Raw genomic sequence first — 13,306 nt, 5'->3', positions numbered from 1 at the left:
CCCGCGCTCATTTCCCGGCGCCGCTTTGCCAGTTGCCCTTGCGCCGCATCGCTCCCCATGTCGATTCCTTCTGCATGGCCCAGCGGTACAGGCCGGTCAGGCGCCAGACCGTGTTGAGCTGGCGGTAGCCGAAGTTTTCCAGGATGACGATGCCTGCCAGCGCGAGCAGTTGCTTGTTGCGCGGATAAAGGTGAAATGACATTTCTTCCAGCAGCAGGCCGGAGGCCGACAACAGGATGCCCATGCCGATGGCGACGAACAGGAAGGCGCCGAAGGCCTGCCAGGAGATCGCGCCCGTGAAAAAGGCGATCAGCATGAAGACATAGCCACCCAGTTCGATCAACGGGCCGAGCCATTCGAAGGCAAGCATGAAGGGAAACGCCAGCCAGCCCGGCACGCCGCCGTTGCGCGACAGCGGCAGGCCCCAGTTGGCGTTGAGGCTTTCGGCCAGGCCGCGCTGCCAGCGGATGCGCTGGTTCTTCAGCGTGCGCATGTCTTCCGGGGCTTCGGTCCAGCATACCGGGTCGGGAACGAATTCGATCCGGTAGGGCTGGCGGCGCGCGCGCAGCTGGCGGTGCATGCGCACCACCAGTTCCATGTCTTCGCCGATGGTATCGACCCGGTAGCCGCCGGCCAGCACCACCGCGTCCTTGCGGAACACGCCGAAGGCACCGGAGATGATCAGCATGCCGTTGAGCGAGGACCAGCCCAGGCGCCCGAACAGGAAGGCGCGCAGGTATTCCACCACCTGGAACATCGCCCACAGATTGGAGGGCAGGCCGACCCGGGTCAGGAAGCCGCCGCTGACCTCGCAGCCGTTGGCGATGCGTACGGTGCCGCCAGTGGCGACCACGGTGGCGTCGCGCAGGAAAGGTTCGGTCACCTTGGCCAGGCTGTCGCGCTGCAGGATCGAATCGGCGTCGACTCCGCAGAACAGCGGGTAGCGCGAGGCGTTGATGCCGGCGTTGAGCGAGTCGGCCTTGCCGCCGTTGAACTTGTCGATCACGCGCAGGTTAGGGTAGCGCGTGGAGCGGTAGATCTGGCGCACTTCCTTGGTGGCGAGCTGGCGCCGGTAGGCTTCCGGAAAGGGCAGCAGGCCGAACTCGCGCTGCAGCACCTCCAGGGTAGCGTCCTTCGAACCGTCATTGATGACGATGATCTCGAACTCGGCATAACTCAGCTGCAGCATCGAGCGGATCGAGGCGGCGATGGTGGCTTCCTCGTTGTAGGCCGGGACCAGGATGCTGATCGGCGGCTCCAGCCCGGAGTAGGCGCGCGGCAGCTCGCTCAGGAACTGCTCCTCGCCCCGGCGGCGCAGGCTGCGCAGGGCGAACAGGTTGAGCAGCAGGTAGCCGCCGTTGAGGGCGATGAAGTAGGCCAGCACGAACCACGTGGCCCAGCTGACCAGGGTCTGGTAGACGCTCATGCGGGGCTCCCTTCGGCCATGACCTGGGCCAGCATGTCGGACGCGAAGCGGTCGCTCAGCGCAGCCTGCAGCGCGGCGAGCTCGGGACGGCGCAGGGCCGGCAGGTCGCGCAGCGCCTCGGCGGCCCGGTAGCGCACCCACCACTGCGGATCGCGCAGCAGCGCAGCCAGGCGTTCGGCATCTTCCCGTTCACCCACCCGCCCAAGGGCGCGGGCGGCCTGTACCCGCACCTGCCAATCCGGGTGTGCCAGCAGGCGGCGCACCTGCCCGACAGTTTCCGGCGTGAGCACGTTGCGTAGCGCCGCGAGGACCACCGGCACCGCGGGACTGTCCAGCGCCACCCCCAGCACGGCGGGCGGGAGCGTGAGGCGCAAGGCTTCGGCGATGCGAAGCGCGCGCGGCAGTTTTGTTTCGTCGAGCGTGGGCAGGAGCCGTGCCAGCACGCCGGCGGCCGGCGCACTGGCCTGCTGCAGGATACCGGCCACGTGCGACAGCGCCCAGTCCTCGCGTTCGATGAACAGGGGCGTCAGGTAGCCGGCCGCGGCCTCGGGATCGATCCGCACCAGCGCCCACAGCGCGGTCAGCGACAGCGTACTGTCGGCATCGGTGGCGAGCTCCAGCAACCCGGGCCAGGCGCGCCGCTCGCGCAGGTGACCCAGCACCAGTGCGCCGAGCAGGCGCGCGCTGCGCGGGCCGCGCGCCAGCATCGCCAGCGACTCGTCGTCCAGGCGCAGGCGCCGCGCCAGCGTGTTCAGGGTCTCGCCGGCCTCGCCGCGCACCGAGCCCTGCAGGTGCACCCACAGGCGCAGGAAGGGCTGGCGGTCGCCAGGCGGCAGGGGCGGGAGGCCGGCGCCGTCCTCGGCCGGCAGTTCGCCGACGACGGCGGCATTCAGGACCGGTCGCCAGCGCGCCAGCGCTTTCGCTTCGGCGGCCTGGCGGCGCCGCAGTCCAACCCGCATCAGGACGATCTGCAAGCTCAGCACCAAGGTGAGCCCGAAGGCACCCAGACCGGCCCACACGGCCGTTGCGATGAATGGATCAGAAAGCGTATTCGATACCGGCATTGATGCCCTTGCGTGTGTACAGGCTGCCCTGGCGCGTATAGCTGGCACCCCAGCTGAGCGCCCAACGCTGATCGAACCAGTGGCGCCCGAGCACCGCCAGCGAGCGTACTTCGGTGAGCACCACGCCGCCCGGCACGCTGGCCGCTTCCTTGCCGGCGGCGGCGATCAGGCCCACCGAGTCGCGCTCGCCATAGTAGCGGTTGGCGCGCAGCTCGACGCCATGCGCGGTGGACCCAAAGGCGCGCGTCGGCCGCCATCCCAGCATGACGCTGTAGCGGTCGATGTAGTGCTCCAGTGCGAATTGGTAGCCGTTGACGGTGGCGCTGTCGTAGCTGCTGCTGCGGGCGCCGCCGTGCACCAGCCAGCGCGGCGCGAATTCGTACTGCAGCGCCGCGCCGGCGAAACGGCGCGCCAGTACCCGGTGGGTAGGGCTGGCGCCGGCGTCAAAGGTCGCGGTCAGCGCGCTTGACACCGGCAGCGTGAGGCTGGCGGCAAGCTGGCTGTCATGCAGGCCGAAGCGGTGCACGTCGGCCACCGACAGGTCGAGCAGCTGGCGCGGCGCGAAACGCAGCTGCAGGGCAGCCGTGCTTTCGCGCCAGTCGGGGCTGTCGTTGCTGAGCCGCTCGGTGGCGCCCGACAGGCGCAGGCTGGTGTCGGCGCCGAAGGCGGGCGCGGCCAGCGCGGACAGCAGGGCCAGCGCCAGCGGCGCGCCCAGGGACAAGACGCGCCTCATGCCGGCACCGGAAGACAGCGCCGCACCCGCGCCAGCAGTTCGTTCGGCTGGAACGGCTTGATGACGTAGTCGTTGGCGCCGGCATCGAGGGCGCGCACGGTATCGCGTTCGGTATTCTTGGCCGTCAGCATCAAGACCGGGACGGCGGACCAGGCGGCCTGCTCGCGGATGAGGCGCACCAGTTCGAAGCCGTCGACGAAGGGCAGCATCACGTCGAGCAGCACCAGGCCTGGCGGGGCGGCGCTGGTGATATGGGCGGCGGCGGCGCGGCCATCGGCCAGGTGGGTCACGCTATAGCCCTGGCGTTCGAGCATGAAGGTCAGTACCTGGGAAATATTCTCGTCGTCTTCCACGACCAGCACGCTTGCCGAAACTTTATCGCTATTCATTGAAATCAAGAAACAGTGTGAGAGTTACAGTATAACGTCCACCGCGCCGCATTTGCGTGTGCGCGTCCGTGACGTGACGTCATTGACGCTGCCTGCGGATGCGTCATCGGCGTGCCAGCCTCCGGACAAGGATGTGTTACTGTCTCGCAACTTATTTGCCATCCGGCTTTTTGACGCCTTTGTTTTTCCAACATGAACCAGCCCGTCACCGCGTTCCGACTGAATCTCTACATGGTGCTGGGCACGATGTTCCTGCATGGCCTGGTCATGCTGGCCAACGAACTCTTTTTCCAGCGGGCGGAATTCGTGCAGGGTATCGGCTGGATCTATCTTCCTGCCGGTACCAGGTTGCTGTGCACACTGCTGTTCGGGCGGGCCGGCGCACTGGGTTTGCTGATCGTGGGCTGGTTCGCCTGTTACTGGTACTACTTTCCGGGCGATGCGGTACGCGCCACGACCGGCGCCATGGCCGGCGCCATCGGTCCCTACCTGATCTACCTCATTGCGCGGGAGCGCTATGGTTTGCAGGCTTCCTTGACCAACCTGACTCCCCGCCGGCTGTTGCTGTGCGCCCTTGGATGCGCGCTTGCCAGTCCGCTGCTGCATCACATCTGGTTTTTCGTCCATGACGACGCACTCCACTTGCCTGGTTTCCTTGTCATGTTCGTCGGCGACCTGGCCGGTGCGCTGATTGTCCTGTACACGGCCAAGTGGCTGCTTGCGCTCGTGCGCCGGCAGGCCACGTCTCGGCGAGAGGATCGGACGGTGTGTTAACATTCTCTATCATGATTGCCAGTTGGCCTGGCAACATCGGGATAATCCGCATCCGCCCATGACGACTCCGAAACGACCTGCCGATATCTACCTGCGTTTCCTGCAGTTGGCCGAAGCCCTGAGAGGTTTGCCGTCCCTGCCGCCACTCGATCCCCTCGAGGAACGCATATTGGCCATCGTCGCGCGCGCGCGCCAGGAGGAAGGACGCCTGTCGGTGCGCGACATGATGGCAAAGCACGAACTGGGGGCGCCGGCCACCGTGCATTCGCGCCTGAAGTCGATGCGCGAGAAAGGCTGGCTGATGCTTACCGACACTGAAGACGCACGCCGCAAGCAGATCGAGCTGACGCAGGCTGCGCTGCTCCACTTCGACAAGCTGTCGACTTGCCTGGTGCAGGCAGCCGCGCAATCCGACCGGGTCGCCTGATCGATCAAGAAACTTGCCGTGAAGAAGGGCAGGAAGCACCCCGGCGGGCAACAAAAAAGCCAGAGCAACACAGGGTTGGTCTGGCTTCTGAATTCGTGGTCGGGGTGAGAGGATTCGAACCTCCGGCCTCTACGTCCCGAACGTAGCGCTCTACCGGGCTAAGCTACACCCCGACTGTTTGAGATTCGTTTCCGAAATCTCGGGAAGGCATTACTATAGTTGGCTCAATGGTTCCTGTCAACAGCGAAACTGCAGAGCTGCAGCAGGCTCGCCTTGTAGGGGCTGTCCGGCAAGCCGCTAATGGCCTCGGCCGCGCGCGCCGCGGCCTGCTCGGCCTGCTGGCGGGTATAGGCCAGCGCCCCGCTCGCGCTGACGGCCGCCAGCACCGCTTCGAACTGCTCGCCGTCGCCCTGTTCGATGCAGTTGCGCACCAGCTGGCGCTGCGCCAAGCTACCGTTTTCCATCAGCCAGATCAGGGGCAGGGTGGGCTTGCCTTCGCGCAGGTCGTCGCCCAGGTTCTTGCCGATCTCGGCGGCATCGCCGGCGTAGTCCAGCACATCGTCGATCAGCTGGAACGCGGTGCCCAGCGAGCGGCCGTATTCACCGGCTGCTTCGATCTGCGCGTCGTCGGCACCGCCCACCAGTGCGCCCAGCTCGGCAGCGGCCTCGAACAGCTTGGCGGTCTTCGAGCGGATCACCTTCAGGTAGCTCTCGTGGGTGACGTCCGGGTCGTGCATGTTCAGCAACTGCAGCACCTCGCCTTCGGCGATCACGGTGGTGGCGCGCGACAGGATGCTCATCACGCGCATGTTGTCGAGGCTGGTCATCATCTCGAACGAACGCGAGTAGAGGTAGTCGCCCACCAGCACCGAGGCGGCATTGCCGAACAGGGCATTGGCCGTCTGGCGTCCGCGCCGCATCGAGGATTCGTCGACCACGTCATCGTGCAGCAGGGTCGCCGTGTGGATGAACTCGACCACCGCCGCCAGTTCGTGATGGGCCGTGCCCTTGTAGCCATAGGCATTGGCCAGCAGCAGCACCAGCACCGGCCGGATCCGCTTGCCGCCGGCGCTGATGATGTACTCGGCGATCTGGTTGACCAGGCTTACTTCAGATTGCAGTCGCTGCCGGATCACCGTGTTCACGGCCTCCATGTCGGTGGCGATCGATTGGGCGATGGTGTTCTGGGCGTGTTGGGTAGCGGCTGACAAGGCGAACCTGCAATATAAACAGTGGTGTTGGTAAGTGCGGCGATTATACGACATGCAAGGAAAGGGCGCCCCAATGATGACTTTCAGGCAGGGAAATGGACGCGCCCCATGGCCTGCGCGGCTTTTCATGCGTGCAGCATGCAACACCGGGGGGAGAAATCGCAGGGTGCTTTTGACGCACTGCAGCGGCTTATGTATAATCCCCTGTTCCCCGGCATCCGAACAGCTCAGCGTCTCTGGCGCCGGCGGGATTTTTTTAACATTTGATGAGGTTTCAATCATGTACGCGGTCATAAAAACCGGTGGCAAGCAATACAAAGTTGTCGCTGGCGAAAAACTCAAAGTAGAACAGATACCTGCTGACATTGGTTCCGAACTCACCATCGATCAAGTTCTCGCGCTCGGCGCGGGCGACAGCATCAAGTTTGGTGCTCCGCTGGTCGAAGGTGCCTCGGTCCTGGTGAAAGTTGTTTCCCACGGTCGCCACGACAAGGTCCGCATCTTCAAGATGCGCCGTCGTAAGCACTACCAGAAGCGTCAGGGCCATCGCCAGAACTTCACCGAAATCCAGGTGGTGTCGATCAACGGCTAATCGCCGTTCGATTCACCAAGTTCATTCATCAAGGAGCAAATAAATGGCACACAAAAAAGGTGGCGGTACTACCCGCAACGGCCGTGACTCAGAAAGCAAACGCCTTGGCGTGAAAGTCTACGGCGGCCAGGCGATCAACGCCGGCGGCATCATCATCCGTCAACGCGGCACCCCGGTGCGCGCTGGCACCAACGTCGGCACCGGCAAGGATCACACCCTGTTCGCGCTGGTCGACGGTACCGTCAAGTTCGTCAAGCAAGGCGTGGGCTCGAAGCAGTTCGTGACCGTCGTTGCCAACGAAGCAGTCGCTGCTTAATCACGCAACTGAGTAGCTACTCGCGCCGCTCACGCGGCGCTTCTTTGCAAGGCGCAAGCCTTCCATCGAAAGGCTCTGCCCACGGTAGAGCCTTTTCTTTTTATCGGTCACCATCATGAAGTTTATCGACGAAGCAAGAATTGAAGTCATCGCCGGCGACGGCGGCAACGGGTGCGCCTCGTTCCGCCGCGAGAAGTTCCGCCCCTTCGGCGGCCCGGACGGCGGCGACGGCGGCAAGGGCGGCTCGATCTACGTGGTGGCCGACCGTAACATCAATACCCTGGTGGACTTCCGCTACTCGAAGACCCACCACGCCCGCAACGGCGAACCGGGCCGCGGCTCGGACTGCTACGGCAAGGGCGCCGAGGACGTCACCCTGCGCATGCCGGTGGGCACCCTGATCATCGACGACGTCAGCGGCGAGATCATCGCCGACCTCACCGAGCACGGCCAGACCGAACTGCTGGCCAAGGGCGGCGAGGGCGGCTGGGGCAACATCCACTTCAAGACCTCGACCAACCGCGCGCCGCGCCAGAAGACCGAGGGCAAGGAAGGCGAGCGCCGCACCCTGCGCCTGGAACTGAAGGTGCTGGCCGACGTGGGCCTCTTGGGCATGCCGAACGCCGGCAAGTCGACCTTCATTACCGCCGTGTCGAACGCCAAGCCGAAGATCGCCGACTACCCGTTCACCACCCTGCACCCGAACCTGGGCGTGGTGCGCGTCTCGCACGAGAAGAGCTTTGTCATCGCCGACATCCCGGGCCTGATCGAAGGCGCGGCCGAAGGCGCGGGCCTGGGACACCAGTTCCTGCGCCACCTGGCGCGCACCGGCCTGCTGCTGCACATCGTCGACCTGTCCGGCTTCGATGCCAAGGCCGACCCGGTCAAGGAAGCCAAGGCCCTGATCAAGGAACTCGAGAAGTACGACGAAGAGCTGCTGAACAAGCCGCGCTGGCTGGTGCTGAACAAGCTCGACGTGGTCGATGAAGCCGAGCGCAAGAAGATCGTCAAGGACTTCGTCAAGCGCATGGCCTGGAAGGGCCCGGTGTTCGAGATCTCGGCCCTGAACCGCGAAGGCTGCGAGGACCTGGTCAACGCGATCTACCTGCACCTCGAAGAAAAGCGCACGAGCGAGCAGCGCGCCGAGGAAACCTCGATGACCGAGGAAGCGCGCGGCATCAACTCGATCGATCCCGACGATCCCCGTTTCAAGATCCTCGAAGACTGAGTTGGCCGCATTGTCAGTCAGTCGCAGCTGGCTGCGCGGCCAGCTGCTGCAAGTGCTCGCCACCGCCAGCTCGCTGGCGGCGCTGGCGGCCATGCTCGATCCCGACCGCATCGCCTCGGCGATGGGCATCTTTCTCGTCGGCGTGAATGGCTACAGCCAGTTCTACGCCGTCTACGTGGGCATGCGCCTCGCTATCGCGATGCTGGCGCTGCTGGCAGCAAGAAGCGGCGACCAGCCACTTCTCGTCGACCTCACCGCATTGTTCCTCCTGGCCCAGCCGGCCGGGCGCCTCGTCGCCGCTTTCGCGATCGGGCTGCCAAAGGGGGTATTATTAGCAGTCTGCGCGGTCGAGTTGTTGGCAGGACTTTCCCTGCTGGCCTTACGGCCGCGAGGAAAATTCCTGTCGCCATGAACTCAGTCCCCCACGCCGCACTCCAGCAAGCTTCCCGCATCATCGTCAAGGTCGGTTCCTCCCTCGTCACGGACGAGGGCAGGGGCCTGGACCATGCCGCCATCGCCCGCTGGGCAGCCCAGATCGCCGCGCTGCGCGCCATGCGCAAGGAGGTGGTGCTGGTCTCGTCCGGCGCGATCGCCGAAGGCATGCTGCGCCTCGGCTTTACCAGGCGTCCCACCGACATCCATGAACTGCAGGCCTGTGCGGCGGTGGGCCAGATGGGCCTGGCGCAGATCTACGAGACCAGCTTCCACGGCCACGGCGTCAAGACCGCCCAGGTGCTGCTGACCCACGCCGACCTGGCCGACCGCGAGCGCTACCTGAACGCGCGCTCCACCCTCACCACGCTGCTGCGCCTGGGCGTGGTCCCGATCATCAACGAGAACGACACGGTGGTCACCGACGAGATCAAGTTCGGCGACAACGACACCCTGGGCGCGCTGGTGGCCAACCTGATCGAGGCCGATGCGCTGGTGATCCTGACCGACCAGCGCGGCCTGTTTTCAAGCGACCCGCGCAAGGATCCGTCCGCGCGCCTGGTCGCGCAAGCCCAGGCGGGCGACCCGCAACTCGAAGCGATGGCCGGCGGGGCGGGATCGAGCATCGGGCGCGGCGGCATGCTGACCAAGGTGCTGGCCGCCAAGCGCGCGGCGCGCTCGGGCGCCCATACCATCATCGCCTGGGGCCGCGAGGAAGACGTGCTGCTGCGCCTGGCGGGCGGCGAAGCCATCGGCACCCAGCTGAGCGCCCCGACCGGCCGCCTGACCGCACGCCGGCAGTGGATGATCGACCACCTGCATACCACCGGCGAAGTCGTGATCGACGCCGGCGCGGCGCAGAAGCTGACCCGGGAGGGCAAGTCGCTGCTGCCGATCGGGGTGGTGGCGGTGCGCGGCGAGTTCGGACGCGGACAGGTCATCACCTGCCTCGACGAAGCGGGCCAGCCGCTGGCGCGCGGGCTGACCAACTACACCAGCAGCGAAGTACGGCGCATCATGCGCCATTCGTCGGCGGAGATCGAACGCATCCTCGGGTATGTCGAGGGACCCGAACTGGTGCATCGCGACAATTTGGTGCTTCTATAAGAGAACGTGCACCACCATGGGGCGCACGCTGTTGATGAGCTACACGGAATCCCGGTCAATGGTTGGACAGTGACATGTAGTTTTGCCTGGTGGTTACAAAATACGTAGACTACCGGGCAGCTATTGTTTGTCATCCTGTCTATACGAAAGCCGTCCATGAAACTCAGTCGTAAACTTCCCCTCGGTTTTGCCGCCGTCACCCTGGTTGTCGCCTGTGCAGGATTCTTCGGCATGAGCCAGATGAACCATGCGCTGGATACCTATAACGCCGCCGTGCGCCAGTCCACCCACGCCGAGCGCGTGGAAAGCCTGCTCGCGCATTTCCGCCTGCAGACCCAGGAATGGAAGAACACCCTGTTGCGCGGCAAGGATGAAGAGCAGCGCGCCAAGTACTGGAAGGCCTTCCAGACGAGTGAAGCCGACGTGGCCAAGGCGGTGCAGGAGCTGAGCGCCGCGATCCCGGCCGGGGAGGTGCGCGAGCTGCTGGCGCAGTTCGGCCAGGCCCATGCGAAGATGGGCGAAGGCTACCGCCGCGGCTTCGCCGCCTTTACCGCTGCCGACTTCGATGCGGCGGCCGGCGACCAGGCGGTCAAGGGCATGGACCGGGCGCCTGCCGAGCTCCTGGTGAAGGCCCAGCAGGCGATGAGCAAGCAGACCGTCGCCACCGCCCGCGACGCCGATGCGGTCGGCAAGCGTGCCACCCTGGTCAGCTATTTCCTGATGCTGCTCGGCGCCGTCGCCGCCGTCGTAGCTGGCATCTTCATTTCGCGTTCGATCACGCGTCCGCTCGGGGCAGCCGTCGAAGCGGCGCAGAGCGTCGCCTCGGGTGACCTGCGCACCACGATCGCGGTGCGCGGCGACGACGAAACCGGCCAGCCGCTGCAGGCCCTGAACGACATGACCGGCAGCCTGCAGGCCATCGTCGCGCAGGTGCGCAGCGGTACCGAGACGATTGCCGTCGCCTCCGACCAGATCGCACGCGGCAACCAGGACCTGTCGAGCCGCACGGAGCAGCAGGCCGGCGCGATCGAGGAAACCGCGTCGTCGATGGAAGAAATCACCTCGACCGTCCAGCAGAACGCCGACAATGCGCGCCAGGCCAACCAGCTTGCCATCTCGGCCTGCGAGGTCGCGGCCAGGGGCGGGCAGATGGTGGACCAGGTGGTCGGCACCATGGCCTCGATCAGCGACTCCTCGCGCAGGATCGTCGAGATCATCAGCGTTATCGACGGCATCGCCTTCCAGACCAATATCCTGGCGCTGAATGCGGCGGTGGAAGCGGCGCGTGCCGGCGAGCAGGGCCGCGGTTTCGCGGTGGTCGCGGGCGAGGTGCGCAACCTGGCGCAGCGCTCGGCGACAGCGGCCAGGGAGATCAAGGAGCTGATCAACGATTCGGTGGCGCGCGTCGACGCCGGCAACCGGCTTGCGGCCGAGACCGGCGCCACCATGGAGGACGTTGTCGCCAGCGTGCGCCGCGTGATGGACATCATCGCCGAGATCAGCACCGCCAGCGCGGAGCAGGGTGCCGGCATCGCCCAGGTCAACGTCGCCGTCGGCGAGATGGATACCGTGACGCAGCAGAACGCGGCGCTGGTGGAAGAGGCCGCGGCCGCTGCGCAGGAGCTGCACGACCAGTCGCAGGCGCTGAACGAGGTCGTTGCGGTGTTCAAGCTCGAGGACGGGCGGCCGCGCAAGGCGCTTCCCGGCCGCGCGCCTGCAAGGCTGAGCGCTTGACGCTAAGATGCACGATGCGCCAGGCCTGGCGCGTTCTTATCGACCCCGGAGACCATGAACCCGACTTCCCCCCTCGCTGTCGTCCAGGCGCAGCTCGACGCCTACAATGCCAAGGACCTCGACGCCCTGATGGCCACCTATGCGCCCGACGCGCAGCAGTTCGCGCTGCATGGCGCGTTGCTGGCGCAGGGCATTGACCAGATTCGCCCGCGCTACCAGGAGCGCTTCCTCGAGCCCGACCTGCATGCGCGCCTGTTGACGCGCTCGGTGGTCGGGAACTTCGTCACCGATCTCGAGATCGTGACCCGCAACTTCCCGGAAGGCCGCGGCACGGTGGAGATGCTGTGCGTCTATGAAGTAGTCGGCGGGCGCATTGTGCGCGCCTCGTTCGCCACCGGGGAACAGCGCCCCGGCTAGCCGAGTTCGGCCGCCTGGCTGGCCAGGTCGGCCGCCGGATCCATCACCCCGCTTGGTGCCGGCGTCTTGTCCTTGAACTCGCACAGGTCGTTGATCAGGCAGTTCCAGCAGCGCGGCTTGCGTGCCACGCAGGTATAGCGCCCGTGCAGGATCAGCCAGTGGTGGGCATCGATCAGGAATTCCCTGGGCACGAACTTGAGCAACTTCTGCTCGACGATGTCGACGTTCTTGCCCGGCGCGATCTTCGTGCGATTCGACACCCGGAAGATGTGGGTGTCGACCGCCATGGTCGGTTCCCCGAAGGCGGTATTGAGCACCACGTTGGCGGTCTTGCGGCCCACGCCGGGCAGGGCTTCCAGCGCCTCGCGCGAACGCGGCACTTCGCCGCCATGCTGCTCCACCAGGATCCGGCAGGTCGCCATGACATTCGCGGCCTTGGTGTTGTACAGGCCGATCGTCGAGATAGTGGACTTGAGTTCGTCCAGGCCCAAGTCGAGGATGGCTTGCGGGGTATTCGCCACCGGATACAGGCGGCGCGTGGCCTTGTTCACGCCGACGTCGGTCGACTGCGCCGACAGCAGCACCGCGATCAGGAGTTCGAAGGGGGTGGTGAATGCCAGTTCGGTGGTCGGCTTCGGGTTGGCGGCGCGAAAGCGCGTAAATATTTCTAAACGTTTGGCGGAATTCATCAGTTTTGCTCAGGTTCGCCCGGCAGCGTCCCGGATGCCGTCGCCGGCGCATTCGCGGCCGCCTTCTGGCGCGCCCTTTCCATCGCGGCCGCGATGATCGCGCGCTTGCGCTCCTTCTCCGCCAGTTCTTCCGGCGTATTGGCCGCCTCCGCCGTCACCGCGCGCATTTTTTCCAGCGCCTTGGCGGCCAGGCGCGCATCGTTCTCTTCCTTCTCGCGGCGCAGCCGCTCGCTGCGGAAGTCGTGGCGCTCGCGCGCCGCGTCGGCCGCCTCCTGTGACCAGGCCTCCCAGCCGGTGCGCTCGCCCGTCACCGGGACCATGGCGATGCAGTCGACCGGGCAGGGCGCCACGCACAGGTCGCAGCCGGTGCACAGGCTGGGCAGGATGGTGTGCATCTGCTTGGCCGCGCCCAGGATCGCGTCCACCGGGCAGGCCTGGATGCACAGCGTGCAGCCGATGCACAGCGACTCGTCGATGAAGGCGACCGGACGGGGGCGCTCGATGCCGTTGGCCGGATTGATCGGGATGACCGGGCGCCCGGTTACGCTCGACAGGCGCCGCACGCCTTCGAGGCCGCCCGGCGGACACTGGTTGATCTCCGCTTCGCCGCGCGCGATCGCTTCCGCATACGGACGGCACGCGGGATAGCCGCACTTGGTGCATTGCGTCTGCGGCAGTACGTCTTCGATCAGGTCGGCGAGGGTCTTGGTCACGGTGCGGGGCAGCGGTAAAAACGCCATTATCCGCCAAATCCGCGGGCGGCGCGA

Annotated in this window: 16 protein-coding genes and 1 tRNA gene; 9 read left to right on the top strand and 8 right to left on the bottom strand. The window is 65.7% G+C overall.

Annotated elements, in window-relative coordinates; all coding sequences use genetic code 11:
* Nucleotides 1-7: 7 nt before the first annotated feature.
* The 4 genes from LE190_RS16670 to LE190_RS16655 are packed head-to-tail and all read right to left on the bottom strand — an operon-like array spanning nucleotide 8 to nucleotide 3,612.
* Nucleotides 8-1,426 (bottom strand): glycosyltransferase family 2 protein, encoded by a 1,419-nt coding sequence (locus LE190_RS16670; protein ID WP_225239750.1) that lies wholly within the window; start codon nucleotides 1,424-1,426, stop codon nucleotides 8-10.
* Nucleotides 1,423-2,445 (bottom strand): HEAT repeat domain-containing protein, encoded by a 1,023-nt coding sequence (locus tag LE190_RS16665; RefSeq protein WP_225239749.1) that lies wholly within the window; start codon nucleotides 2,443-2,445, stop codon nucleotides 1,423-1,425. Before LE190_RS16665 ends, LE190_RS16670 begins: the two co-directional genes overlap by 4 nt.
* 19 nt (nucleotides 2,446-2,464) lie before the next feature.
* On the bottom strand, nucleotides 2,465-3,223 hold the full coding sequence (locus LE190_RS16660) for a YaiO family outer membrane beta-barrel protein (protein WP_225239748.1): 759 nt from the start codon (nucleotides 3,221-3,223) through the stop codon (nucleotides 2,465-2,467).
* Complete coding sequence (locus LE190_RS16655; protein ID WP_225239747.1) at nucleotides 3,220-3,612, bottom strand: response regulator transcription factor; 393 nt, start codon at nucleotides 3,610-3,612, stop codon at nucleotides 3,220-3,222. The genes LE190_RS16660 and LE190_RS16655 overlap by 4 nt, the downstream gene beginning before the upstream one ends.
* A 192-nt stretch (nucleotides 3,613-3,804) precedes the next feature.
* Between LE190_RS16655 and LE190_RS16650 the strand changes: the two genes are divergently transcribed.
* Together LE190_RS16650 and LE190_RS16645 are read left to right on the top strand one after the other, a co-directional pair.
* Nucleotides 3,805-4,386, top strand: coding sequence for a hypothetical protein (locus LE190_RS16650; protein WP_225239746.1), 582 nt, complete (start codon nucleotides 3,805-3,807; stop codon nucleotides 4,384-4,386).
* Between the two features lie 58 nt (nucleotides 4,387-4,444).
* Nucleotides 4,445-4,813: a winged helix-turn-helix domain-containing protein gene (locus LE190_RS16645; protein WP_224945158.1), complete on the top strand. Its 369-nt coding sequence runs from the start codon at nucleotides 4,445-4,447 to the stop codon at nucleotides 4,811-4,813.
* Between the two features lie 96 nt (nucleotides 4,814-4,909).
* On the opposite strand, the gene LE190_RS16640 is transcribed toward LE190_RS16645, so the two are convergent.
* A tRNA-Pro gene (locus LE190_RS16640) sits at nucleotides 4,910-4,986 on the bottom strand.
* Between the two features lie 51 nt (nucleotides 4,987-5,037).
* Complete coding sequence (ispB, locus tag LE190_RS16635) at nucleotides 5,038-6,024, bottom strand: octaprenyl diphosphate synthase (RefSeq protein ID WP_225239745.1); 987 nt, start codon at nucleotides 6,022-6,024, stop codon at nucleotides 5,038-5,040.
* Between the two features lie 280 nt (nucleotides 6,025-6,304).
* On the opposite strand from ispB, the gene rplU reads away from it, so the two are divergent.
* The 7 genes from rplU (at nucleotide 6,305) to LE190_RS16600 (ending at nucleotide 11,850) form a co-directional block, all read left to right on the top strand.
* Nucleotides 6,305-6,616, top strand: coding sequence for a 50S ribosomal protein L21 (rplU, locus tag LE190_RS16630; RefSeq protein ID WP_027865917.1), 312 nt, complete (start codon nucleotides 6,305-6,307; stop codon nucleotides 6,614-6,616).
* 43 nt (nucleotides 6,617-6,659) lie between these two features.
* Nucleotides 6,660-6,932, top strand: a complete 273-nt coding sequence (rpmA, locus tag LE190_RS16625) for a 50S ribosomal protein L27 (protein ID WP_027865916.1) — start codon at nucleotides 6,660-6,662, stop codon at nucleotides 6,930-6,932.
* 115 nt (nucleotides 6,933-7,047) lie between these two features.
* Nucleotides 7,048-8,160: an Obg family GTPase CgtA gene (gene obgE, locus LE190_RS16620; RefSeq protein WP_225239744.1), complete on the top strand. Its 1,113-nt coding sequence runs from the start codon at nucleotides 7,048-7,050 to the stop codon at nucleotides 8,158-8,160.
* Nucleotide 8,161: 1 nt separating this feature from the next.
* Nucleotides 8,162-8,572: a hypothetical protein gene (locus LE190_RS16615; protein ID WP_225239743.1), complete on the top strand. Its 411-nt coding sequence runs from the start codon at nucleotides 8,162-8,164 to the stop codon at nucleotides 8,570-8,572.
* On the top strand, nucleotides 8,569-9,699 hold the full coding sequence (gene proB, locus LE190_RS16610) for a glutamate 5-kinase (RefSeq protein ID WP_225239742.1): 1,131 nt from the start codon (nucleotides 8,569-8,571) through the stop codon (nucleotides 9,697-9,699). The genes LE190_RS16615 and proB overlap by 4 nt, the downstream gene beginning before the upstream one ends.
* A gap of 156 nt (nucleotides 9,700-9,855) precedes the next feature.
* Nucleotides 9,856-11,433 (top strand): methyl-accepting chemotaxis protein, encoded by a 1,578-nt coding sequence (locus LE190_RS21940; protein ID WP_307734718.1) that lies wholly within the window; start codon nucleotides 9,856-9,858, stop codon nucleotides 11,431-11,433.
* 54 nt (nucleotides 11,434-11,487) lie between these two features.
* Nucleotides 11,488-11,850 carry a nuclear transport factor 2 family protein gene (locus LE190_RS16600; protein ID WP_225239741.1) on the top strand — a complete coding sequence of 121 codons (363 nt, stop codon included), beginning with the start codon at nucleotides 11,488-11,490 and terminating at the stop codon, nucleotides 11,848-11,850.
* Here LE190_RS16600 and nth read toward each other — a convergent pair.
* Together nth and rsxB are read right to left on the bottom strand one after the other, a co-directional pair.
* Nucleotides 11,847-12,539: an endonuclease III gene (gene nth / locus LE190_RS16595; protein WP_225239740.1), complete on the bottom strand. Its 693-nt coding sequence runs from the start codon at nucleotides 12,537-12,539 to the stop codon at nucleotides 11,847-11,849. The genes LE190_RS16600 and nth overlap by 4 nt on opposite strands.
* A complete protein-coding gene (rsxB, locus tag LE190_RS16590) occupies nucleotides 12,539-13,279 on the bottom strand; it encodes an electron transport complex subunit RsxB (protein WP_225239739.1) in 741 nt (246 codons plus the stop codon). Before rsxB ends, nth begins: the two co-directional genes overlap by 1 nt.
* Nucleotides 13,280-13,306 lie beyond the last annotated feature (27 nt).

This window comes from Massilia hydrophila, from assembly GCF_020208145.1.
GTDB classification, from domain to species: Bacteria; Pseudomonadota; Gammaproteobacteria; order Burkholderiales; family Burkholderiaceae_D; genus Telluria; species Telluria hydrophila.
The sequence above is the reverse complement of the archived record's forward strand: the minus strand, read 5'-3'. Positions and strand labels throughout refer to the sequence as shown.

What these genes read in the sequence shown, in the direction of transcription:
- LE190_RS16655 (WP_225239747.1), bottom strand. Translation starts at nt 3,612, where the DNA reads ATGAATAGCGATAAAGTTTCGGCAAGCGTGCTGGTCGTGGAAGACGAC.
- obgE (WP_225239744.1), top strand. Translation starts at nt 7,048, where the DNA reads ATGAAGTTTATCGACGAAGCAAGAATTGAAGTCATCGCCGGCGACGGC.
- LE190_RS16645 (WP_224945158.1), top strand. Translation starts at nt 4,445, where the DNA reads ATGACGACTCCGAAACGACCTGCCGATATCTACCTGCGTTTCCTGCAG.
- LE190_RS16660 (WP_225239748.1), bottom strand. Translation starts at nt 3,223, where the DNA reads ATGAGGCGCGTCTTGTCCCTGGGCGCGCCGCTGGCGCTGGCCCTGCTG.
- proB (WP_225239742.1), top strand. Translation starts at nt 8,569, where the DNA reads ATGAACTCAGTCCCCCACGCCGCACTCCAGCAAGCTTCCCGCATCATC.
- nth (WP_225239740.1), bottom strand. Translation starts at nt 12,539, where the DNA reads ATGAATTCCGCCAAACGTTTAGAAATATTTACGCGCTTTCGCGCCGCC.
- LE190_RS16670 (WP_225239750.1), bottom strand. Translation starts at nt 1,426, where the DNA reads ATGAGCGTCTACCAGACCCTGGTCAGCTGGGCCACGTGGTTCGTGCTG.
- rplU (WP_027865917.1), top strand. Translation starts at nt 6,305, where the DNA reads ATGTACGCGGTCATAAAAACCGGTGGCAAGCAATACAAAGTTGTCGCT.
- rsxB (WP_225239739.1), bottom strand. Translation starts at nt 13,279, where the DNA reads ATGGCGTTTTTACCGCTGCCCCGCACCGTGACCAAGACCCTCGCCGAC.
- LE190_RS16650 (WP_225239746.1), top strand. Translation starts at nt 3,805, where the DNA reads ATGAACCAGCCCGTCACCGCGTTCCGACTGAATCTCTACATGGTGCTG.
- LE190_RS21940 (WP_307734718.1), top strand. Translation starts at nt 9,856, where the DNA reads ATGAAACTCAGTCGTAAACTTCCCCTCGGTTTTGCCGCCGTCACCCTG.
- rpmA (WP_027865916.1), top strand. Translation starts at nt 6,660, where the DNA reads ATGGCACACAAAAAAGGTGGCGGTACTACCCGCAACGGCCGTGACTCA.
- LE190_RS16600 (WP_225239741.1), top strand. Translation starts at nt 11,488, where the DNA reads ATGAACCCGACTTCCCCCCTCGCTGTCGTCCAGGCGCAGCTCGACGCC.